Consider the following 21571-nt stretch of genomic DNA (forward strand, 5'->3'; position numbering starts at 1 on the left):
TCTTATAAAAAATAATCTTTCTTACCTTATAACGTCATCTGCCCGGCAAATAGTACCTGATGGCGAGGTTCAAAATGTTAAAGTTTTAAAGGAATCAGGCATCTTTTTAGAATTTTCTTTGCTGCGGCAGTTCTTTACAACCCCTTTATTTTCCTTACTTTTGGAGGCATAATTGACTTTTTATGGAGAAATCGCCAAAATTCGCCGTTATTGGTGGAGGGAGCTGGGCCACAGCCAATGTTAAAATGCTTTGTGAAAACCTGGATGAAGTGACCTGGTATATGCGTAGTGTGTATGCCATAGAACACATCAAAAAACAGGAACATAATCCCAATTACCTAAGCTCGGTAGAATTTGACACCTCTCAACTTCATCTTACAAGCGATATTAACGAGGCGGTAAAACGTGCTGATATATTAATTTTTGCTATTCCTTCGGCTTTTTTGAAGCGGGAGCTCGACAAACTCACCGAATCCCTGGATGGGAAAATTGTTTTTTCGGCCATTAAAGGTATTGTTCCTGAAACCAGCCTAATTGTAGGCGAGCATTTCCATAAGACTTACAATATTCCTTATGAGAACATAGGAGTAATCACAGGACCTTGTCATGCAGAGGAAGTAGCCCTGGAGCGGCTTTCTTATCTTACTATTGCCTGTTCTGATGAAGAAAAGGCCAAACTGGTTGCGAAATACCTAAGCAGCGATTATATCATGTGCAAGACAAGTGATGATATTGTAGGTACCGAGTATGCTGCAATGCTTAAAAATATTTATGCCATTGCTGCAGGGATTGCCCACGGCCTTGGATATGGCGACAACTTCCAAAGTGTGTTGATGAGCAATGCAATAAGGGAGATGAAGAAGTTCATTAAAAAGGTACACAAGATGAAACGGAACATTAATGATTCGGCTTACCTGGGTGATCTTTTAGTGACAGGATACTCAATCTTTAGCCGAAACAGGATGTTCGGGAACATGATTGGTAAAGGCTACACCGTAAAAAGTGCGCAAATGGAAATGAGCATGGTGGCCGAAGGTTATTACGCCACCGAAAGTGCATTCAAAATCGTGCAGGAAACCGGCGCCAAAACACCTATTATCAATGCCGTTTACGGGATCTTATATCAAAGTAAAGAACCAAAGAAGGTCTTCAAGAAGCTGGCGGAGAAACTGGATTAATTGGTTCAGGGTTTAAGGTTGGGAGACTTTAAGGTTTCCTCCCAATCCCGAATTTGCCAATCCCTAATCACCAATCAACTATTTCAACAACACACCCTTCTTCAGCATCACAGGCAAATCCTGAAGTGCTTTCTCATTAATGCTGTTCTTTTTGAATACAAACTTCTTATGGAACATCTTTCCTTCAGAAAAGAAGGAGACTGAGAATTCATTATTTAGCTGGAGAACATCATCCTGTAGAAATTCCACCTTCGCAAAAGATTGAGGCGGTAAGTTAGAAAGACTGTGACGCATTGTAGAAGTTTCCTTTTTTCCGTCGTAACCTTTGGACACGATCAAAACTCCTTCAATAGCTTGAGAACGGTTGTTTATTAAATAAGCATTCCAGTCAAAAGTGCCATATTCTTCATGCTTTTCCCGCACGGCAGCAATGAAAACGTCCTTTACTTCGGGAATCTCGATATCCTTTTTCACTTAATCTTTGATCTTGCTTTTAGCCCATTTATAAAGTCCCCAAAGGATTAATGCAGCAACTCCCAATAGGATAGCCCCAATGGTGAATTCGATGATCTCGATGGCTACTAAAAGTATAATAATCCCAAGTGCAATAATACCGATAACTATAAGGCCTGCTGTTTTCATATAGATGATTTAAACTGTTCCAAAAACCTCATATCATTCTCATAGAACATCCTTATATCCCCTATTTGGTAAAGCAACATCGCAATTCTTTCTATCCCCATTCCAAAAGCAAAACCTGAATATTCTGAAGGATCTATGCTACAGTTGCGCAGTACATTTGGATCTACCATTCCGCAGCCCATGATCTCCAGCCAGCCGGTACCCTTTGTGATGCGGTAATCGGTTTCGGTTTCAAGGCCCCAGTAAATATCAACTTCTGCACTGGGCTCTGTAAACGGAAAATAAGAAGGTCTAAGCCTAATCTTGGATTTTCCGAACAACTGCTTAGTAAAATACAACAAAGTTTGCTTCAAATCTGCAAACGAAACGTTTTTGTCCACATAGAGTCCTTCCACCTGGTGGAAAATACAGTGCGAACGTGAAGAAATAGCTTCATTCCTAAAAACTCTTCCGGGAGAAATAGTCCTTATAGGCGGCTTGTTATCCTCCATATACCGTACCTGCACAGAAGAGGTGTGGGTGCGAAGCAAAACATCGGGATTGGTCTGGATAAAGAAAGTATCCTGCATGTCCCTTGCCGGGTGATACTCCGGAAGGTTCAAAGCAGTAAAGTTATGCCAGTCATCTTCCATTTCGGGTCCTTCAGAAACATTGAAGCCAATATTGGAAAAGATCTCGATGATCTGGTTTTTTACAATAGAAATGGGATGACGTGCACCTATTTCCACCGGCTCTCCGGGACGTGTAAGGTCTCCATAGATCCCTTTTTCCTCCTCACGGCTCTCCAGCTCATCCTTAAGCTGCTGTACTTTGTTTGTTGCAGCATTTTTAAGCTCATTTACCGCCTGCCCAAAAGCTTTTTTCTCTTCATTGGGTACCGCTTTAAATTCAGCAAAATATTGGTTTAAAATGCCCTTTTTGCCAAGATATTTTATGCGGAAATTTTCTGCTTCTTCCTTCGTCTTTGCCGTGAAGGCTTCGATTTCAGCGATGTGCTCCTTAATGGTTTCTGTCATGGTCCCTTTTCTTTAGGAAGGGCAAATTTAGGAAAAGTAATTGGGATGTGATTTCCAGGAATAAGAAACTTGAATCTATTGTTGCCCGCAGAAAATATTTGTCTATCCTGAATTCTATCTTCCCTGTCTATTCCTGTGATCAAGAAATAATACAATAAAAGCCAGAATAGAAAATATCATCAAGAAGACTTCTGTGGGAATACCCAGTAATTTTGAGTCGGAAATATAGGCGTAAGCAACTCCAAGAAAGCCTATGGCAACAAAAATTTTAAAAATCCTGATTATCCTCATCACTTTCTATTTAACACCAAAGCGGTCTACCTGCTTCCTGCCGCTAACAATAAGTCTTGGTTCCTGGTTCTTGTAGCGCAGCGGTCTTATATCTTTTTATGTGATGTACTCCTTTTCCAAAAAATACTGTACTATAGCCTCTTTCATAAGAACAGCCTGCTCGCCTGCCCTTAAAGTGGGTAAATGTTCCAATACCTTGTAGTGTGGCCAGCCTTCGTCATCATAGAACTCGAATTCATAGTAGCCGTAAGGCTCTAAAAGTCGGCAGATCGCTATGTGCATAAGATCGAGCTTGTGATCTTTTTTGTATTTTCTGTGTAACTGCCCCAATTCCTGAAGGCCAATTATATAAATTATAGCATCGAGCTCGAGTTTCTCCCCGTCTGCAAATTGCCGTGAAAGTTTTTCCTCCACCTCGGCCCAACGTTGTTTTAATTGTTCATCTCTAGACATGGCGCAAAGATAATTACTAAGAACTGGAAATTACTATCTTTGAGAACATGAATATCCTGGATCTGCTCCTCAGTATTTTCCTCCTCCTTGGACTTGCAAGGGGGCTTTTTAAAGGCTTTTTTACAGAACTTGCCGGCCTGCTGGCCCTCATTGGCGGGATATATGCCGCTATTCATTTTTCAGATGCGACTTATGCTTTTCTCGATGCTTTCATAGACTGGGATGCAAAATACCTCAGCATTCTTTCTTTTGCGGTCACCTTTTTTATAGTCGCTGTCCTCATTTCCCTTGCCGGAAGCTTCCTTACCAAAATGGTTCATATGGTAGCACTTGGGATCATCAATAGATTAGCCGGCGGCGCCTTAGGGGTGCTAAAAATGGCATTTTTAGCAAGTATATTTTTTATGTTCTTTGAAAATTTCGAAGTTTTCGAGATAGAGGAACCAACAAAAGAAGAATCTGTACTTTATGATCCGGTGAGGGTACTCGCACCTGCCTTTTTGCCTACCATCATTGAAGAAGTAAAAGAAGGGGATCTTTTCGAGACTTCTTCTGAAGCTGAAAAAACTCCCAGATAGTCCCGAAAAAATCCCATTTTTAAAAGGTATGTTAGAAATTTAACTGGTAAACCTCATCCAATTGATCTTCACTGCTAACATTGACATTAAGATCTTTAATAATACCCGATCCAACGCCATAAGCCCAGCCGTGTAAATGGAGTTTTTGGCCTTGTCTCCACGATGCCTGCACAATTGAAGTCTTGGCAAGATCATAAACCTGCTCCACAACATTTAGTTCTACAAAGCGATCAAAACGTTCCTGTTCATTATCAATAGCATCAAGTTCTTTTTTGTGAAGCCTGTAGATATTCTTGATGTGCCTAATCCAGTTATCGATAAGGCCAATGGAATCGTTGCCCATAGCCGCTTTTATACCGCCACAGCCATAGTGACCACATACAATCACGTGCTCAACTTTAAGCACATTAACCGCATAATCCAGTACACTCAGCATATTCATGTCCGAATGTATGACCATATTGGCGATATTCCGGTGAACAAAGACTTCTCCCGGCTGGGCTCCAATAATTTGGTTCGCAGGCACGCGGCTGTCGGCGCATCCAATCCATAGCAATGGTGGCTTTTGACCTTCGGCTAATCGCGTGAAATATTCAGGGTCTTCTTTGATCATACTTTCGACCCAATCTTTATTATTCTGAATTATTTTCTTGTAGAAATCTGGCATCACATTTAATTTAGGAGAGCTAATTTACAATCTTTTTAGATCATTTTGAAGCATCCAGCCACGGCTTCCGTTTGGCAGCTCTATCTCTACCCAGTCCTGGAAATCTTCGGTGATCTTCACCTTGGCTCCCTCATGAAGCAAAAAGGCTTCTTCGGCCCGGGGCGAAGGTTCGGTCTTTATCTCCACCTCTTCAGAAAAGATTATAGCATAATTTCTTTCCTGCTGAAAATTTTGTTTAGTTGCTGCTACTACTGCTGAAGAAATGGAAATCACAAGGAAGAACATTGCGCCTATAAAAAGTAACCTTTTCACCATGGTTTTTCTACTGAAGTAATACACCAGGAAAAACACCACAAATCCCACCATGCAGAAAATGGCGATCCAACCCCAGCCCGAAGCAGAGAAAGCCGCAGTTGAGGTGTCAAAAATGCCTTTAAAGCCGGTATTTTCTTCTTCTCCAATAGCATCTATGGCCATGTTTTTGGCAAATTCCAGGTTATTGCGGATATCCTCATCCCCGGGATTTAATTGTAAGGCTTTTTCGTAATGATAGATACTGGGAGCGATCCTGTCCAGTTTATAATAGGAATTCCCCAGGTTGTAATGCAAACCGGCCGAGGTTTCCCCATTAGAAAGGATCTTTTCGTATTGATCAATTGCCTCTTCATAATTTCCTGCTGAATAGGCTTTATTACCAGCTTCAAAAAGCCGGGAGTTTTGTGCCGTCCCAAGGAAACTGAAGAGCAGGGCAAGTAAAAAGATCAGCTTTTTCATACTTGTTTATCTAGTTCTGAAATTACACGTACGGCCTTGTCATAATCCTGCTGCATTGCAACGTTGGATGCCGGGGTATAGCGGGCGAATTCACAGCTCTTGAGCAGTTCATTGAATTCTACCACTGTACCGGCATTAGCGCCTTTACTTTCCAGCAACTCCTTTATGCGTTCCTTGCTCATCTCACTGGTTTGTATATGAAGTTTGGCCTTTAAATAATTGTGTAAGGCTCTTTCGAGGGATTCATAGAATTTGGTTTGATCTCCCAGATTCTTCTTAGCTTCAGAAAGATATTTTCGGGCCAGTCGATCGGCTTTTTTAATTCGGTTCCCGCGTACATCCCCTGCAATCGCCTTCCTTCTTTTTCCAAAAAGGATGGCCAGCGGGATAAAAAGCAACGGACTTAAAAATAAGGTCCAGAACAAAGGCGACCCTATAAATGGTGCCTCCCCAATTGATTTTAAAGAGGTATTGAGTTTAATGTATCTAAATTGATTTGCAGCCGCCGGAGTTTGTTGCGCAATTGGCCCCGAACTCTGGGAAGTTGCACGGCTTCCTGCAGGTGCCGCATCAACGTCAACCAGGATCTCATTTGAGGTAAGGGTTTTATAAGATTGGGAATCAAGATCGAAATAGCTGAAACTCACCGGCGGGATGGGATATTTCCCTTTTGACTGCGGTACAAGCGTATATTCATTTGATATGCGTCCCTGCATCCCGTTTATTGTGGTCGTAACATTTTCGACATATTCGGGTTCATATTTTTCCATAGAGGCAGGAACCGTCAATGGTGGCAGGTCAAACAACTTAAGGTTCCCCTGCCCCGTCACTTCGACAGTAGCCTGTAAAGATTCGGTAGCTCTAAGAGTCGTCTTATCGGTAGTAACTTTGAGCCTGAGGTTCTTCCCAACGGCCCCGGTAAAATCGGCAGGACGACCTTCCTGGGGTAAAGGCTTGACGTCGATTGTACGATTTCCGGCAGCAACAACTTTGTCTACAGTCTCGTAAAACCTGTTGCCAAAAATATCCCTTCGGTTGCCAGGCACCTCTACAGAAATATTGAGGGTAAGAGGCTCTATGTTAAGTTTTCCGGTCTTTTGCGGATAAAGTACCGTCTTCCGCAGCACCACAAACCTGTATGGTTCTCCTTTATAAGTTCCGTTCTCTACTTCCAGTCTTCTAATGTCAATATTCTGACTCCAGAAATCGCTGAATTTTGGGCTATCCAGCTGCCGCCAGTCGCTAACGTTGATCCGCGGACTCACGTACAGCTTGTAAACCACAGTAATGGCTTCATTAAGATAAGGGCTGGTATCAGAAATTTCCGCTACGAGATGAATATTTTCTGAAGCTACATATTCCGAGTTTTCACCGTCTGTAGGTTGATCTACAGCCGCGGTAACCTCCACCTGGACGGGGGTGGTTTTGTAAATATTCCCGTCAATGGTAATTTCTGCCTGTCCAATAGTGAATTTCCCGCGGCCCTTAGGAGCGAGAAAATAGCTGTACGTTTTGGAATAAGTTCTTTTACCATTGATCCAGCTGTTGCTCACCGCCTGGTTGGGACCACCCACCACCGTAAAGTTGGTAAACTCCGGCGGATTAAAATTGTCCCCATCCTGGTTCATTTCAAAGTCCACTCTAAGGCGTTCATTTACCCCCAGCTTATCCTTGCTTACCTTGGCCTCAAACTGCACCTGCCCAATAGCAAGGCCGGAGGCCAGTAACATTATAATAAGTAACAGCTTTTCCTTCATTGGTTTCTACCAGTCTTTTTCTGTTTGCACAGGAACACCTTTTGCCTTTTTGGCATTTATCTTTTCCTGAACTTTCTTTTCTTCATTCCCCATAGCTTCAAGCAAATTTTTCACTTGCTGTGGAGAAAGTTGCCCCGGCCGTTGCTGTGGCTGCTTAGGCTGCTCTCCCTCTTTTGGCTGCTCCTGTTTTTTCTGTTCTTTATCATCGGGTTGGCCGGCATTATCTTTCTTCTGTTCGCCTTTTTTATTTTCGTCTTCCTTCTTGTCTCCGCCTTCTTTATCATCGGGCTGGCCTTCTTCATTCTGCTCCTTCTCGCCTTCGCCTTCCTGTTGTTCGTTCTTATCCTGCTGCTTTTGCTGGTCCTGCTCTTCCTTCTCCTTACTGTCGCCGCCGCCATCCTTCTTTTTCTCTTCCTCCAGCATCTTTTTGGCCAGGGCAAGATTGTAACGGGTTTCGTCATCATCAGGATTATTACGCAGCGATTGCTTGTATGCTTCAACAGCTTCGCTGTACTTTTTTTGTTTCATGTAAGCATTCCCCTGGTTGTGATATGCGTCATGTTTTAATGGCTTTTCTTTGGCTGTGGTTGCAGCGCCACGGTGCCGCTCCAAAGCCTGACTTGTAATGTCTTTGTTGTAATAAAGGTTACCTAGGTTGTATTTTGCCTCGGCATTTGCAGGGTCTTTTGCTATGGCTTTGCGATAATAGGCCTCTGCTGTAGCCGGATCATTATCGGCCAGGGCAGCTTCGGCTTCCTGCATACATTTTTTCGCGGCTTTAGTAGCTACTTCAGGTTTTTCCTGTGCAGCGCCAACAAAAGGAAAAGAAAAAAGGAAACCAAAAAATAGCATTTTTGGCAGGTATATTTTCGTCATCCTTTTCATCATCAGCTTCTTTTTTCGTTAAACAAATTTAACCTTTTTAACCATGAGGTTTGGCGTTCAAGTAATAGAATATCAAGCAACAAGAAGAGCAAACCAAGCGCTAAAAACCATTGAAACTGGCTTTTATATTCGGCTATTTGTTGCGACTCGAATTCCTTCTTGTCCATATTTTGAAGGATCTCTGTCACTTCTTCCACCACTTTGGAAGTGACTCTGCCATCAATATATCTCCCATTTGCTTCGGAAGCTATCTGCTTCAGGGTTTCTTCATTGAGCCTCGTTATAACCGTTTCCCCCCGATTGTCCTTCTTATAATTCTGAATCACACCATTCCTTTTCACCGGGATTGGTCCTCCCTTGGCAGTTCCCACTCCAATAGTTACTATTCTGATGCCTTCACGCGCGGCTTCCGCAGCAATCTCTTCAATATCTCCTTCATGGTCTTCCCCGTCACTTATGAGGAACAGCACCCGGTTGGTCTGCTCTTCGTCATTAAAGTAGGTCTTTGCCAGCTCAATCGCTTCCCTAATAGCAGTTCCCTGCGAAGAAAGCATATCTGTATTCATATTTTGAAGGAACATTTTCGCCGCAGCATAATCTGTAGTGATAGGCAACTGCGGGAAAGCGCTCCCTGCATAAGCTATGATCCCCACCCTGTCACTTGCCAGGTTATTGATGATCTGGGTAACAAGCTGTTTTGATTTCTCCAGCCGGTTGGGCGCAATATCTTCTGCCAGCATACTTTTAGAGACATCAACTGCGAAAACCACATCAACCCCTTCTCGCTTAACAGTTTCCAATTTTGTGCCAAACTGTGGATTGACCAGGGCAATGACAAAACTTGTAATGGCGAGGCAAAGCAGGATGATCTTCATAACCTGTTTCCCTGTGGACCGGTTAGGACTTAATTTATCCAGCAATTCTTTGTCGGCAAACTTGCGCTGGGTTCTTTTTTGCCAAAAGATCACCATGGCATACAACAGTGCAATGACCGGGATGCCAATCAATAACCACAAATAAGTTTTATCTTCTAACAAAAACATATTCTATTCTTTTTAAACAAAGCTCCTGAAAATAGTAAATCTCAACAGTACTTCTACCAATAACAGGAATCCTGCCAGCAGGATGAGCGGCCGAAATTTCTCTTCATAATTATAAAACCTGAACTCTTCTATTTCAGTCTTTTCCAGTTCATCTATTTCATCATAAATCTCCTCCAGGGATTGATTGTCTGTAGCCCTGAAGTATTTCCCGCCGGTAGTTTCAGAAATTTCCTTTAAAAGAGCTTCATCTATTTCCACCGGTACTCTGCCGTACTGGAAGGTTCCGTTAGGCAAAATGGCTATGGGAGAGAGGGCGGTGCCGTTACTTCCCACTCCAATCGTATAAACTTTTATGCCAAACTCCACCGCCAGTTCACTGGCAATTTTAGGATCAATAAATCCGGCGTTGTTCATTCCATCGGTAAGCAGGATTACTACTTTGCTTTCAGCTTTGCTGTCCTTTAAACGGTTCACAGCCGTGGCAAGTCCCATTCCAATTGCTGTCCCGTTCTCCAGCATGTTGTTGTATTCAATATCCTCAAGCGCACTCAGCACAATACTTTTATCACTGGTGATAGGTGTTTGCGTAAAACTTTCCCCGGCGTACACGACCAGGCCAATACGGTCTGCCGGCCGGTTTCTCACGAAGTCTGCCGCCACTTCTTTTGTAGCTGCAAGCCGGTTAGGATCAAGATCGCGTGCCAGCATACTCGCCGAAACATCTATAGCCATTACAATGTCAATACCAAAATTACTGCTGGTACGGGAGGAGACATCAACGCTGCGGGGCCTCGCCAGGGCGGTGATCACCAAAGCAAGCACCAGTAACCTTAACACGAATAATATTGGTCGAAATTTACCCAATAAGCCGGGTTTGGCTTCAAAGCCTTTAATGCTGGAGATCCTAAGCTCGGCTGTCTGCCGGTTTCGCTTCCAAACATACCAGCCGAGGGCCAGCGGCAAGAGCAGCAACAACCAAAAGAACTGCGGATCTTCAAAAAATAATCTTTCGAACATTAATTCGCCTTGTTTATAAGTTCAACCGATGTGGTGATGCGCTGGGCAATTTCATCGGCATATTTATCTGCTTCGTTGTAGATCATCACCACCTGCTGATAACCTTCGCCCATTCCAAAGTTCAGAATTGAATATTCCTTGGAAACAGGTTGTGATTTTTCATTTTTTTGGAAGGTCATAGTTCCAAATATTTTTAGTCCCTCTGCTCCATTTATGGTGGTTATTTCCTCCTGCTTGGTAATTATATTTTTTGCACCTCTTTTTTCCAGGTAAGTATAAACCTCTTCAACGGCCGACTCTAAATTAAAGTCTTCCCCGGCCGAGCGGGTATTTATACTTACAAAAAGGTTGCTCTCCAGGCTGCCATAGTTAAAAGTTTCCTTTCCTGCGGCCATGCCGCTGGTGTCGCTGACGTTTCGTACCAACACATCGGGAGTGGCAATAGTGACCGAAGGGGTTCCATATTCACTGGAGATCCATTCACTTTCCAGCATCTCTTTGCTGCTGTTGCCAATGTAAGTATCTGTAAAATATTCAAATCCGCGGGTAGAAATAAGATAAGCAGCACCGGCACTAATAAGGATTACTACGGCAACGATGCCTAAAATGATCTTTTTGACCTTCTTTTTTCGCTCCAGTCTCTCCCTGTATTCACGATCCCGCAACAGCTCTTCTTCTGTTGGCTGCGGAATTGAGGCTTTCGTATCTTTTATAACATTTTCAACGCTACTGCGATCCTCCTTTGCTGTGAGCACATCGGGTCTTGAGTTCGCGAACTTTGCGAGATCGGCCCTTTCCAGAATTTCTTTTAATCGACCTATTGTGGTGTTTTCAAGTTTTAGTCTCCCACGATCTCTTTCGGCTTCAAGATAAGCGATGAGTTCATTTGTAGTGCTTTCCAATGCGTGATCGTAGATATCTCCATCGAGATATCTCCTTACAGCAGCTGATAGTTGAGAGTAATATTCCTTGATCTCCCGTTGCTCTAAAAGGTGGGAATCGTCAAGTTGTTTAAGTTCAAAAAGAGCACGCTCATAAGGCGGAAGCTGTTTGGCAGCCTCTTTTCTTTTCTTCCTGCTTCTGTACAGCAGGTAAATCACCACCCCGAGAATTATTATTCCCAATAGCCACCATAGCCATGAAGGAATTCCAAAAGCCGGCGGTACTTCAACTGCAGGTTTTATGGGAAACATTTTTTGTTTTGTCGTGTCTACCACCACATCATTCACCACCACCAAAAACGAATCTGTGCGGAACTCCCGGTCATTGATAAGCACAAGCTGCCGCGGAATGGTATAACTGCCCGAATCAAACTGTGTTAAAGCATATTCCCGGGTAAGGCGGTAACGATCACTTATTTCACTGGTGTCAATGGCATAAGCCTCGATCATTTCCAGCGGAGAAAAAGTTTGTCCTTCCGGAAAGACCACCAGGTCCTCACGAGCTGCTTCCACGGAAAGTTCATAGGTGATCTGCTCCCCTATTTTTATGGTTGTAGTATCTACTGAAGCTGAAACTTCCTGCGCATGCAGGTTAATAGTGCTTAACAGCAGGAAAAACATACACAGGCAGAACCAGGAAAAACTGTTCCTTGGGGTTCCAAAAATGCCATTCTGCCTAAAATTTTTTTGCATCAATATTCTTTTATCTGGCTTTGAAATAGCCCAGTAATTTTTTTACATAACTTTCATCCACACGGGTGCTAAGGCTCCCGGCCCCGCTTCTTCTAAAACTTTCGGTAAAATAATCCACCCTTTCGCGGTAGTATTTTGAATAATTCCGTCGCACCGATTTTGATGAGGTATCTACTAAAATTCTTTTTCCGGTCTCTTCATCCTGCATAGCGACCATCCCCAGGTTGGGAATATCCTCCTCCCGCTCGTCATAAACCCTAATGCCGGTAACATCATGCCGGCCACTTGTGATCTTGAGGGTACGCTGATAATCTTCAGCAATAAAATCGGAAAGCACAAAAACAATGGCTTTTTTCTTCATTACCCGGGACAGGTAACTCAGCGCATTTTCCAGATCGGTCTTTTGGCTTTTCGGTTGAAATTCCAGAAGCTCCCTAATTATGCGGAGGACATGCGAACGGCCTTTCTTTGGCGGAATATAAAGCTCAATAACATCGGTGAACAGGATGAGCCCTATCTTATCATTATTCTGAGTAGCCGAAAATGCCAAAGTAGCGGCAATTTCTGTAATAATGTCCTGTTTAAATCCATTACGGGTACCAAATAATCCGGAGCCGGAGACATCCACCACCAGCATCATGGTAAGTTCCCGCTCTTCCTCGAACACTTTAACAAAAGGCTCGGAATAGCGGGCGGTTACGTTCCAGTCAATATTCCTTACATCATCTCCAAATTGATACTGGCGTACCTCGCTAAAGGTCATCCCGCGACCTTTAAAGGTGGAGTGATATTCCCCGCCAAAGATGTGGTCACTTAACCGGCGGGTCTTGATCTCTATTTTCCGAACTTTTTTTAGTAACTCCTTAGTATCCATTTTTACAATTAACAATGATCAATGAGCAATTAACAGGGCCAATTTTCAATTACCAGATTTTACTTAGCCTGATAATTGGTAATTGTTTATTGCTAATTGTTAAGGGACTTCGATCTCGTTTACGATCTTGTTGATAATATCTTCAGAAGTTACATTTTCGGCTTCGGCTTCATAAGTAATTCCTATCCTGTGGCGCAGTACATCATGTACTATGGCACGAACATCCTCGGGAACCACATAACCACGACGCTTTATAAAGGCATAACATTTGGCAGCCGTAGCCAGGTTTATACTTCCCCTTGGAGAAGCTCCAAAATTGATAAGCGGCTTAAGGCTCTCCAGTCCGTATTTTTCAGGGAAACGGGTGGCAAAAACTATATCAAGTATATATTTTTCGATCTTTTCATCCATGTAGACCTCACGAACCGCCTGTTGCGCTCTTGCTATTTGCTCCAGGCTCACTACAGGATTTACTTTTTCAAAACTGCCTTTTAAATTGGCGCGAATGATCATTTGCTCATCTGCCATTTCAGGATATTCGATCACCGTCTTTAGCATAAAACGGTCAACCTGGGCTTCTGGAAGTGGATAAGTTCCTTCCTGCTCCACCGGGTTTTGTGTTGCCATCACCAGGAATGGCCGGTCAAGTACAAAAGTTTCTTCCCCAATTGTCACCTGCTTCTCCTGCATGGCCTCAAGCAAGGCCGATTGTACCTTGGCGGGAGCACGGTTGATCTCATCGGCAAGGACGAAATTGGCAAAGATTGGTCCCTTCTTGATGCTGAAGTCATTCAGCTTCATATTGTAAATAAGGGTTCCAATAACATCTGCCGGAAGAAGATCTGGTGTAAACTGGATACGACTGAAAGAACCGTGAACAGCCTGAGAAAGTGTATTAATGGCGAGGGTTTTGGCCAACCCGGGCACTCCTTCCAAGAGGATATGTCCCTGGCCCAACAACCCGATCAATAAACGTTCAACCATATGTTTCTGGCCTACTATGACCTTTTTCATTTCTGAACTCAGTATATCAACAAAGGCGCTTTCGCGTTCTATCTTTTCATTGATACTGGCAATGTCTATTGAGCTGTTATTTTCCTGCATTTAAACAAAATTTTATGAGTGTGAAGATACTTATCTAAGGTCAACGGCGCAACCTCAACAAATATTCAACCAAAGTATCTTAAAATTTTGTTAAAAGAAAAAGGCAGCGGGATTACCGCTGCCTTTTTTATCGTCTTTAAATTTTGACTACTCCCCGTCCAGGAACATAGGATCAAGAATTTTGAGTTCGCCCTGTCCAACAACTACATTGTTGACGGTTGAAATATTTAATCCTAATCCTGCTGCAGGAGTTGCAGTAACTTTATAAGTTCCTGCCGGTAGACCATGCACCTGGAAGTTTCCATCGGCATCAGTATAAGCCGAAGCATTTACAGTAGCATTTTGCACACTTATTAGAGTTTGCTCTGTAGTTGGATGAACACTTCCTTTAATAGAACCTGAATTCTCTTCAACTCCCATTCTTATAACAGGATGAAGATTATAACCATCGGTAGTAGTACTTTTTACTGACTTATCCACATCAAAGTCAAGGATAAAAGTATACTCTGCATTTGCTTCCAATTCCTGCTCAACCTTCACTTTTAATCCTGACTGTTGTGCGCTTGGAGTTTTTAAAGCAAATTCCTGCTTCTGTTCTCCGTTCATGACTACAACAGTGTTATTGTCTCCCAGAACGAGTCTAATTTGATGAAGATATCCTGCCTCTATTTCGGTTTCAACAAGTAATTCTGAAACTCCACCGGTAAGGCTAAGAAGATCAATTACACCAGTATTCACACCTTCAAGGCTGGTCCAACCTTCTTCCTCACTACCTTCGGCAGAGGTTTTGATCATAACATCTTCCACTTCAACATAAACATGCTTATAATCCCCGGGAGCATCGGTAAGTTTAACGGCCACTTTTGCCGTACCTTCCTCTGTTCCACCAGAATTATCATCTGAACTACAACTAACAAGCCCTGTTAACAGAGCAGAAAAGAATAAAAATAAATGGTACTTTTTCATAAAAAATTGTTTTTAGGTTTAGGCATGATAACGCTCGATAACCTGCTTTAATTTATCGACGAACGAAATTTAACTCTTTTTAACGATCCTCCATATTCTTTAACAATACAACTTTTAGTTAAAATGCAGGAGTTCCTTACTTTTAAAACATGAGGCAAAGAAATTCTTATTCCCGGATCATACAGGATCCCGAAGACTGGGAAGAACTATCAAAAGGAAATAAAATTCAGCTTTTCCAGCATTGTGTGGAAAAAGGGATCACCACATTCCTAATCGATCTGTCAAAAAGTGAAAGTTACAGCCATAGTCTCGGCACTGCATTTAGTGAGAGCGGACTTAGTCGCGACCAGGTCCAGTTGATCGCCTGTCCCGGTAAAAATCTTACAACCGAACAAGATATACTGGACCGGGTGGAGAAAATTCTTAACCTCCTGGACACAGATTACCTGGACCTGTTAATCCTGGACTTTGATGCACCTTCAGAAATCATACTTTCGAGCATGGAAAAGCTAAGGGCCCGGGGTAAGATCGTGGAAGTAGGGGTTTTAAAAAGAAGAACGGGAGAGAAAATGGAATTTTTAAAGGATTTTCCTGCCAGCGCCACACTTTCCACCTTCAGCTTTACACCGTCGGCCGTGAAAAGTCTTACCTTAGCTGAAGCCGCTTCCAGTGAAACCACTCAAATGATCATTCCTGAAAGCGGGGACTGGGAAAATGAGCATGAGGCTCTCAAAACAGTCGCAAACAAATATAACCTGCGGCCAAAAGAGATGCTCTTGGCCTGGTTACTACATCACAAAGCTCAATTTCACGCAGTGATTAAAGGAAATTCTCAAGCGGTTATAGATTCGGCTTATAAAGCTTTTCACACTTCTATTATTGAAGAAGATTTTAAAAAGCTTCCCGAAAAACTTTAATATAAATACACATTTTTGACACCTATGAGTAAGACAGCTTTAGTAACAGGAGCCAGCAGCGGGATTGGAAAAGCAACAGCCATTGCCCTGGCCAAAGCCGGTTTCAATTTGATTATCTGCGGAAGAAGAAAAGAAGCCCTTCAGGATCTCAAAACCCGGCTTCAGGATAATGTACAAGTTGAAATACTTCAGTTTGACGTCCGCAATAAGGAAGAAGTAAGTAAAGCAATTAAAAATCTTCCGCAGGAATTCAGAAAAATTGATGTGCTCGTTAACAACGCAGGAAATGCGCATGGTCTCGACCCAATCCAAACCGGAAACCTGGATGACTGGGACGCCATGATCGACATTAACGTAAAAGGCCTTTTGTATGTGAGCAGGGAGATCATTCCGCAAATGGTAGAACGGGGTTCTGGAGACATTATCAACATTGGCTCCCTTGCCGGAAAAGAAGTCTATCCCAACGGAAATGTCTACAGCGCCAGTAAACACGCCGTCGACGCCCTGAATAAAGGAATGCGCATCGACCTAAACGGAAAAGGCATACGGGTAGGCGCCATAAATCCCGGATTGGTGGAGACGAATTTTAGCGAAGTGAGGTTTAAAGGAGATTCAGAAAAGGCGAAATCTGTTTATGAGGGATACCAGGCTTTAAAACCCGAGGACATTGCAGAGCTGGTAGTTTTTATGGTCACCCGTCCTGCTCATGTAAATATTGCCGATCTTTTGGTATTGCCTACAGCCCAGGCCAGTTCCACAATTGTGCATAAGGAATAGGAAACCATGATCAACAAGCGCCTTCTTATAAAAAACCTGCTAGCGCATAACAGCGAAAACAGTTTTTATGATAAAAAGCGCCAGATCAACCTTGCTGAAAGAGAAGGTAAGGCCAAATTTCTAAAACATATTTGCGCCCTTTCAAATTCTAATCCCAACAATAATTCCTTTATGGTTATTGGCGTGGAAGACGCCGATAATGAGGTGAAGGGTGTGGATTTCTTTGATGACAGCAAGATACAGAACCTTGTAAATGCCTATTTGGATAATCCGCCATTGGTGTCTTATGAAAATATTCCCTTTCCGCATTTGCCGGGGGAACTGGTGGTAGGACTGGTAACCATCAGGCCGAATAAAGGCAGAACCTGCTCTTTGCGAAAAGGAATATGGAAATATTCTGCAGGCAGCATCTTTGTGAGGGAGGGTAGCATAAGTATTTCTTCAGAATTCTCCCGCGGGACACAAAGTGATAATTCCCATATTGTTGAGTCTATTGAAGCTCATTCCCAAAACAACATCGAAATGACCCTGGATGGGGTACTCGATTTTATGGGGAGACATGAAAACCTGAGTCCAACCTATAAAGTCTTTAAAGAATATTTTGTCATTTGCTGGAGCGGCAAGAAAAAAGAACTTAGTGGAAAAACATATTTTTCAAGAGTGGACATTGAACTTATTAATGAGCAGGTAAAGCTTTTTTATTCTGAACTTGATGAGGTGAGCATAGAAATTTCAGAAGATCTTTTTACGATCCTGGAACATGTACGACTTGGACTTAATGATAGATTCCATTATTATCCTTTGGAGGAAGTGAAGATACTTTTTAAGGATAATGCTACATATGAGATCAAGACCAATATGCTTTTTGAGCCTCCACAATTTGAAAAAAAGACACTTTACCATATCTATAATTCCAATATTACCCTGGTAAGCAAACTAAGACAAAATTTAAAATTAACCCCTTCTGAAGAAAAGGATCTTTACAATTTGCCGGCCACTTATTTATTGTGCTACTTTAATGGCTTTAATGAGGCACTCGAAAAGCTTGAAGATTCAAAAGATGAATTAAGGAGATATGATGAAAGGATCTATCAACAGTACAAAGACAGTTTAAGGATCCTTCGAAAAGTAAAATACAACTAAGAATGGGAGGGACTCTTGTAATAGGAGATATACATGGCGGGCTAAAAGCCCTGGTGCAGTTGCTCGAACGTGCAAAAATCACCCCCGAGGACGAAATAATCTTTCTGGGAGATTATGTAGATGGCTGGAGCGATTCGGCAAATGTGGTGTCTTATCTCATAGAATTTGCAAAACAAAATACCTGTATTTTTCTGCGTGGAAATCATGATGATCTTACTCATCGCTGGCTTAAGACGGGAGAGCAGAATGACCAGTGGCTGCAGCATGGTGGGCAGTCCAGTATAGACGCATACCGGCAGTTCTCAAAAGAAGAAAAAGAAGAACACATAATCTTCTTCGATCAAATGGTCAATTATTATATTGATAAAGAAAATCGCTTATTTGTTCATGCAGGTTTTACGAATCAAAAAGGTCCAGAAGAAGAATATACTCCCACTTCTTTTTACTGGGACCGTACGCTTTGGGAAATGGCAATGAGCATAGATCCCAATCTAAAACCCGGTGACACGGAGTATCCTAAACGATTAGCTCTTTTTAAAGAGATCTATATTGGACACACGCCCGTGACGAGGATAGGCAGGGACAAACCAACCCGTTTTGCCAATGTTTGCAATGTCGATACAGGGGCAGCATTTATGGGGAAAATATCTTTACTTGACGTGAATTCCGGGGAGCTTGTTCAAAGTGATCCTGTCCACACTCTTTATCCCGAAGAATCGGGTAGAAATTAAGATTATTTTTAAGATGCTTCCTCTATTAACTTCTTATCTTTGTAGATTACCAATACGTTAATTTGGTGCGGTTATTGAACCTACATGTTTAAATTTTTTATATGGCCCTAGAGAATATTCGATTAGAAGTAATGAAGACTGTTGAGAAGTCTATTGATGAATTCGTGGAAAAATATCTTATTCCCGTTGAAGAAATATGGCAACCTACAGATCTTTTACCCAATTCCCAGGAAGAAGGTTTTTTTGAAGAGGTCACCCAAATACGGGAAGAGGCCAAGGAACTGGGATATGATTTCTGGGTAGTGCTGGTAGCCGATATGGTGACCGAAGAAGCTTTGCCTACCTACGAATCCTGGCTTATGGACATGGAAGGAGTGGAGCAGCACGGGCAGCAAAAAGGAATGCAGAACGGCTGGGCTAAATGGATTCGCCATTGGACCGGAGAAGAGAACCGCCACGGAGATACGCTTAACAAATACCTCTATCTCTCCGGAAGGGTGGATATGAAAGAAGTTGAAAAAACCACTCAGTACCTCATCAACGACGGCTTCGATATTGGAACAGGACGTGATCCTTACCGCAATTTTGTTTATACCAGCTTTCAGGAACTGGCAACCAACATTTCTCACAAGCGAGTAGGCCAACTGGCGAGAAAAAAAGGAAATAAAATGCTTGCGAAGATGTGTAATATTATTGCAGGGGACGAAATGCGTCACCACCTTGCCTACAGGGAATTCGTAAAAACCATTTTTGAGTACGACCCTAGTGAAATGATGCTGGCTTTTGAGGATATGATGAAAAAGAAGATCGTAATGCCTGCCCAGTTTATTAGAGAATCGGGCCAGGGGATCGGTGAAGCTTTTGAGAACTTCTCGAATGCGGCTCAAAGACTTGGAGTTTACACCACTCACGATTATATTGACATCCTCCAAAAACTAAATGAATTCTGGGAAATCGACAAGATGACTTCCCTGACAGATAAAGCTGAAAAAGCACGTGATTACCTAATGAAACTCCCGGACAGGATGACCAGGATCTCCGAAAGGATCAAAGTTCCCCAGGATCCTCACCAGTTTGCATGGGTAGCACCAAACGGCACCTTATAAAATATAAAACCCCCGCTTTTGCGGGGTTTTTTGTTCTTCCTAGTTTTTCAGTTTTTTTGGCGAAGTTTCTTTTGTGCTAACCTGCCATCGTTCTCCGTAGACAGATTCATACTCCACTACAAATTCAAGAGTGTCATTGTAAAGAAGGCTGTAAAATTTCTCCAGGCCGGCTTTACTGGAATTCGGTTGAAGGTCTACCATTGAAATTCCTTCCTTTTCAGATATTAGATTTCCTATGGATACATTCGAAATAAGAAAATTTACCGAATCTTTTAAAACCATATGCTCCTGAAGATACCTTCCCACGTCAAGGTCATATTTCTGCCCTTTAATAACTAAGTTCCTTGAGGTTATTAAAGCAGGACCTATTCCCTTATTTCTTAAAATTAGCTCATAATCGTCTGAAAAAACTGCGTGATGCTCAAACTCCAGATAAGGGAGAACAGACATATATTGTTGCTTCCGCACAAGATTAGTTTGATAGAGAAACACGAGGAGTGTGCCGACACTGATAATCACAGCGGTAATGCTGAGAAGCTCCTTTTTTACCCATGATACAGGTTTCTTCGGTTTTAGCTTTTTTCTAGCCATCTTAAACCCATTTTTCCCCACCTCTTTCTTAAGATCTTGAGAGATAAAAATCCTGAGATTTTACACAAGGTGCTTTTACCTATCTAAATTTAAGCGTTTTATAAATACAAAAAACAGAAATTTTAGACCGAAAATTACCGCGTACGATCTTTTACTATGGTTATAAAATTTACACCAGAACCTTTTATTCCGATTATGGAACCTCTTAGAACCTGAATAAAATTAAAGCTTGACGTGAAACAGCCTTTTTAATCAGTCTCTGGTTTTTTCAAATCTTACGCTCTTCACACCTTATGGTCAGGGGATAGTCTGCGTAATACTTCCTTACTTCTAAAGGGAGGGGAGAGAGAAATTCCACTTCGCTCCAAACCCTGTTTATTAGATCTTCATTTTCTTCCGGCGAAAAATCTTCAAACAGAAGTTTCCCGGCAGTTGATCCTTCATCTATATTGGCATATTGAACAGGAGAATCACAATCAAAATCCATTTCCTGCAGGGAAAATTTTCTAAGTTCAGGATTATTTCGGGTTTTAAAATAAACCTCCAGATTATTGAGATCGTACACAATGCTCCACTGAGTGCTTGAATCTTCCTGCTTTACCCTTTCCAGTATATTAAATGAATAATTTATCAAGTCATCTCCGTCAAATTCCTGAAGTGCTACTGCTGCATTAACAAAACGATCCAGAGGTGCAGAAGAAACAGGTATGTCCTTAGTTCCTCCAAATCCCGAGAAATCTTTCAGATATCGCATACCGTTCTTATAGGTGTCATTTGCTAATGCGCTTACCGGAAGCCCTTCTCCCGTATGAACAATCATCTTTCCATCTAAAAATTCTATAGTTGCCACCTTCCCCATTTTGTCTGCCACCAAAAAATGAAGTTTTGCTACCGACTGCGGAGAAATTCTTAAAAATTTTTCAGAAGCTATAACCTCTTCCACACTGGCCGAATTATCGAGCTGATATTGGATCCACTGTAGTTCGGTCAAACCATACCTATGGTCTGTTTCGGGATAAATGGATTCGTTGAGGGCCATTTGCTCAATAACGAGTCCGCTTTCGTTTATTCCCCCGTATGGAAATTCTCTTCCATTCTGGTTAAAGGTGACGCTGCCAAATTTAGAAGTCCATTCAAAGGGTTTTTCGGGTGGGCGAATCATGGCCGCTTTAGTAGTATTACGTTTGTTGATAACCACATGACCGTAACCCACGGGAAAGTCAAAGTTCCTACCAAAGACTACCCGGTCCCCGTCCTGCAAACAAAAAGTGGTGCAGGCAATACCTTCAAAAGAGATAAGAAAAAATGCGTAGAAGGTGAGAATGCAAACAAGAGAATTCTTTTTCATTCGTTATTCCTTTAGGGATGAAGAAAATTTTAGAAACTTCTATAAATTTAACTCTTTCAGGAACTAAAAACTAGGAAAA

At 42.2% G+C, this 21571-nt stretch carries 24 protein-coding genes; 7 read left to right on the forward strand and 17 right to left on the reverse strand.

All coding sequences use genetic code 11. The features are described from left to right. Positions 1–182 precede the first annotated feature (182 nt). Entirely contained in the window at positions 183–1178 is a 996-nt protein-coding gene (locus LA313_RS05700; protein WP_228913714.1) for an NAD(P)H-dependent glycerol-3-phosphate dehydrogenase, read from the forward strand. A 78-nt stretch (positions 1179–1256) separates the two neighbouring features. Here the strand turns inward: LA313_RS05700 and LA313_RS05705 are convergent, their stop codons facing one another. From LA313_RS05705 to LA313_RS05725, 5 genes are all read right to left on the reverse strand, one after another. Further along, on the reverse strand, positions 1257–1652 hold the full coding sequence (locus LA313_RS05705) for a hypothetical protein (protein WP_228913715.1): 396 nt from the start codon (positions 1650–1652) through the stop codon (positions 1257–1259). Further along, entirely contained in the window at positions 1653–1820 is a 168-nt protein-coding gene (locus tag LA313_RS05710) for a hypothetical protein (RefSeq protein ID WP_228913716.1), read from the reverse strand. After that, complete coding sequence (gene pheS / locus LA313_RS05715) at positions 1817–2836, reverse strand: phenylalanine--tRNA ligase subunit alpha (protein WP_228913717.1); 1020 nt, start codon at positions 2834–2836, stop codon at positions 1817–1819. The genes LA313_RS05710 and pheS overlap by 4 nt, the downstream gene beginning before the upstream one ends. A gap of 114 nt (positions 2837–2950) precedes the next feature. Beyond that, the gene (locus LA313_RS05720) at positions 2951–3127 is read right to left on the reverse strand and encodes a hypothetical protein (protein WP_228913718.1); all 177 of its coding nucleotides are present in this window, start codon (positions 3125–3127) and stop codon (positions 2951–2953) included. A gap of 96 nt (positions 3128–3223) precedes the next feature. Continuing rightward, positions 3224–3580 carry a hypothetical protein gene (locus LA313_RS05725; protein ID WP_228913719.1) on the reverse strand — a complete coding sequence of 119 codons (357 nt, stop codon included), beginning with the start codon at positions 3578–3580 and terminating at the stop codon, positions 3224–3226. 47 nt (positions 3581–3627) lie between these two features. Here LA313_RS05725 and LA313_RS05730 point away from each other — a divergent pair, with 47 nt between their 5' ends. Beyond that, positions 3628–4158, forward strand: a complete 531-nt coding sequence (locus LA313_RS05730) for a CvpA family protein (RefSeq protein ID WP_228913720.1) — start codon at positions 3628–3630, stop codon at positions 4156–4158. 31 nt (positions 4159–4189) lie between these two features. On the opposite strand, the gene can is transcribed toward LA313_RS05730, so the two are convergent. The 10 genes from can to LA313_RS05780 form a co-directional block, all read right to left on the reverse strand. Next, positions 4190–4825: a carbonate dehydratase gene (gene can / locus LA313_RS05735; protein WP_228913721.1), complete on the reverse strand. Its 636-nt coding sequence runs from the start codon at positions 4823–4825 to the stop codon at positions 4190–4192. A gap of 24 nt (positions 4826–4849) precedes the next feature. After that, entirely contained in the window at positions 4850–5599 is a 750-nt protein-coding gene (locus LA313_RS05740; protein ID WP_228913722.1) for a tetratricopeptide repeat protein, read from the reverse strand. Continuing rightward, positions 5596–7356 carry a BatD family protein gene (locus LA313_RS05745; RefSeq protein ID WP_228913723.1) on the reverse strand — a complete coding sequence of 587 codons (1761 nt, stop codon included), beginning with the start codon at positions 7354–7356 and terminating at the stop codon, positions 5596–5598. The genes LA313_RS05740 and LA313_RS05745 overlap by 4 nt, the downstream gene beginning before the upstream one ends. Positions 7357–7362: 6 nt before the next feature. Next, positions 7363–8232 (reverse strand): tetratricopeptide repeat protein, encoded by an 870-nt coding sequence (locus LA313_RS05750; RefSeq protein WP_228913724.1) that lies wholly within the window; start codon positions 8230–8232, stop codon positions 7363–7365. 11 nt (positions 8233–8243) lie between these two features. Then, a complete protein-coding gene (locus LA313_RS05755) occupies positions 8244–9284 on the reverse strand; it encodes a vWA domain-containing protein (protein WP_228913725.1) in 1041 nt (346 codons plus the stop codon). A gap of 12 nt (positions 9285–9296) precedes the next feature. Further along, positions 9297–10301: a vWA domain-containing protein gene (locus LA313_RS05760; RefSeq protein WP_228913726.1), complete on the reverse strand. Its 1005-nt coding sequence runs from the start codon at positions 10299–10301 to the stop codon at positions 9297–9299. Next, entirely contained in the window at positions 10301–11935 is a 1635-nt protein-coding gene (locus LA313_RS05765; protein ID WP_228913727.1) for a DUF4381 domain-containing protein, read from the reverse strand. Before LA313_RS05765 ends, LA313_RS05760 begins: the two co-directional genes overlap by 1 nt. A 10-nt stretch (positions 11936–11945) precedes the next feature. After that, positions 11946–12809 carry a DUF58 domain-containing protein gene (locus LA313_RS05770; protein WP_228913728.1) on the reverse strand — a complete coding sequence of 288 codons (864 nt, stop codon included), beginning with the start codon at positions 12807–12809 and terminating at the stop codon, positions 11946–11948. 99 nt (positions 12810–12908) lie between these two features. Beyond that, entirely contained in the window at positions 12909–13913 is a 1005-nt protein-coding gene (locus LA313_RS05775; RefSeq protein WP_228913729.1) for an AAA family ATPase, read from the reverse strand. Positions 13914–14060: 147 nt separating this feature from the next. Next, positions 14061–14879, reverse strand: coding sequence for a DUF4382 domain-containing protein (locus tag LA313_RS05780; RefSeq protein WP_228913730.1), 819 nt, complete (start codon positions 14877–14879; stop codon positions 14061–14063). Between the two features lie 149 nt (positions 14880–15028). On the opposite strand from LA313_RS05780, the gene LA313_RS05785 reads away from it, so the two are divergent. From LA313_RS05785 to LA313_RS05805, 5 genes are all read left to right on the forward strand, one after another. Beyond that, positions 15029–15796, forward strand: a complete 768-nt coding sequence (locus tag LA313_RS05785; RefSeq protein ID WP_228913731.1) for an aldo/keto reductase — start codon at positions 15029–15031, stop codon at positions 15794–15796. Between the two features lie 24 nt (positions 15797–15820). After that, positions 15821–16573, forward strand: coding sequence for an SDR family NAD(P)-dependent oxidoreductase (locus tag LA313_RS05790; RefSeq protein ID WP_228913732.1), 753 nt, complete (start codon positions 15821–15823; stop codon positions 16571–16573). A 6-nt stretch (positions 16574–16579) separates the two neighbouring features. Beyond that, positions 16580–17716, forward strand: coding sequence for an ATP-binding protein (locus LA313_RS05795; protein WP_228913733.1), 1137 nt, complete (start codon positions 16580–16582; stop codon positions 17714–17716). 2 nt (positions 17717–17718) lie between these two features. Further along, the gene (locus LA313_RS05800) at positions 17719–18447 is read left to right on the forward strand and encodes a metallophosphoesterase family protein (protein ID WP_228913734.1); all 729 of its coding nucleotides are present in this window, start codon (positions 17719–17721) and stop codon (positions 18445–18447) included. Between the two features lie 101 nt (positions 18448–18548). Continuing rightward, the gene (locus LA313_RS05805) at positions 18549–19553 is read left to right on the forward strand and encodes an acyl-ACP desaturase (RefSeq protein WP_228913735.1); all 1005 of its coding nucleotides are present in this window, start codon (positions 18549–18551) and stop codon (positions 19551–19553) included. Between the two features lie 39 nt (positions 19554–19592). Here LA313_RS05805 and LA313_RS05810 read toward each other — a convergent pair whose 3' ends face one another. After that, positions 19593–20144: a hypothetical protein gene (locus LA313_RS05810; protein WP_228913736.1), complete on the reverse strand. Its 552-nt coding sequence runs from the start codon at positions 20142–20144 to the stop codon at positions 19593–19595. A gap of 268 nt (positions 20145–20412) precedes the next feature. Further along, positions 20413–21492, reverse strand: a complete 1080-nt coding sequence (locus LA313_RS05815; protein ID WP_228913737.1) for a linear amide C-N hydrolase — start codon at positions 21490–21492, stop codon at positions 20413–20415. Positions 21493–21571: the final 79 nt, after the last annotated feature.

Source organism: Salinimicrobium sediminilitoris (genome assembly GCF_020866905.1).
In the GTDB taxonomy this organism is placed as follows: Bacteria; Bacteroidota; Bacteroidia; order Flavobacteriales; family Flavobacteriaceae; genus Salinimicrobium; species Salinimicrobium sediminilitoris.

Coding starts and splice junctions, on each gene's coding strand:
- LA313_RS05700 (WP_228913714.1), top strand. CDS start 183: ATGGAGAAATCGCCAAAATTCGCCGTTATTGGTGGAGGGAGCTGGGCC.
- LA313_RS05710 (WP_228913716.1), bottom strand. CDS start 1,820: ATGAAAACAGCAGGCCTTATAGTTATCGGTATTATTGCACTTGGGATT.
- pheS (WP_228913717.1), bottom strand. CDS start 2,836: ATGACAGAAACCATTAAGGAGCACATCGCTGAAATCGAAGCCTTCACG.
- LA313_RS05720 (WP_228913718.1), bottom strand. CDS start 3,127: ATGAGGATAATCAGGATTTTTAAAATTTTTGTTGCCATAGGCTTTCTT.
- LA313_RS05725 (WP_228913719.1), bottom strand. CDS start 3,580: ATGTCTAGAGATGAACAATTAAAACAACGTTGGGCCGAGGTGGAGGAA.
- LA313_RS05730 (WP_228913720.1), top strand. CDS start 3,628: ATGAATATCCTGGATCTGCTCCTCAGTATTTTCCTCCTCCTTGGACTT.
- can (WP_228913721.1), bottom strand. CDS start 4,825: ATGCCAGATTTCTACAAGAAAATAATTCAGAATAATAAAGATTGGGTC.
- LA313_RS05740 (WP_228913722.1), bottom strand. CDS start 5,599: ATGAAAAAGCTGATCTTTTTACTTGCCCTGCTCTTCAGTTTCCTTGGG.
- LA313_RS05745 (WP_228913723.1), bottom strand. CDS start 7,356: ATGAAGGAAAAGCTGTTACTTATTATAATGTTACTGGCCTCCGGCCTT.
- LA313_RS05750 (WP_228913724.1), bottom strand. CDS start 8,232: ATGACGAAAATATACCTGCCAAAAATGCTATTTTTTGGTTTCCTTTTT.
- LA313_RS05755 (WP_228913725.1), bottom strand. CDS start 9,284: ATGTTTTTGTTAGAAGATAAAACTTATTTGTGGTTATTGATTGGCATC.
- LA313_RS05760 (WP_228913726.1), bottom strand. CDS start 10,301: ATGTTCGAAAGATTATTTTTTGAAGATCCGCAGTTCTTTTGGTTGTTG.
- LA313_RS05765 (WP_228913727.1), bottom strand. CDS start 11,935: ATGCAAAAAAATTTTAGGCAGAATGGCATTTTTGGAACCCCAAGGAAC.
- LA313_RS05770 (WP_228913728.1), bottom strand. CDS start 12,809: ATGGATACTAAGGAGTTACTAAAAAAAGTTCGGAAAATAGAGATCAAG.
- LA313_RS05775 (WP_228913729.1), bottom strand. CDS start 13,913: ATGCAGGAAAATAACAGCTCAATAGACATTGCCAGTATCAATGAAAAG.
- LA313_RS05780 (WP_228913730.1), bottom strand. CDS start 14,879: ATGAAAAAGTACCATTTATTTTTATTCTTTTCTGCTCTGTTAACAGGG.
- LA313_RS05785 (WP_228913731.1), top strand. CDS start 15,029: ATGAGGCAAAGAAATTCTTATTCCCGGATCATACAGGATCCCGAAGAC.
- LA313_RS05790 (WP_228913732.1), top strand. CDS start 15,821: ATGAGTAAGACAGCTTTAGTAACAGGAGCCAGCAGCGGGATTGGAAAA.
- LA313_RS05795 (WP_228913733.1), top strand. CDS start 16,580: ATGATCAACAAGCGCCTTCTTATAAAAAACCTGCTAGCGCATAACAGC.
- LA313_RS05800 (WP_228913734.1), top strand. CDS start 17,719: ATGGGAGGGACTCTTGTAATAGGAGATATACATGGCGGGCTAAAAGCC.
- LA313_RS05805 (WP_228913735.1), top strand. CDS start 18,549: ATGGCCCTAGAGAATATTCGATTAGAAGTAATGAAGACTGTTGAGAAG.
- LA313_RS05810 (WP_228913736.1), bottom strand. CDS start 20,144: ATGGCTAGAAAAAAGCTAAAACCGAAGAAACCTGTATCATGGGTAAAA.
- LA313_RS05815 (WP_228913737.1), bottom strand. CDS start 21,492: ATGAAAAAGAATTCTCTTGTTTGCATTCTCACCTTCTACGCATTTTTT.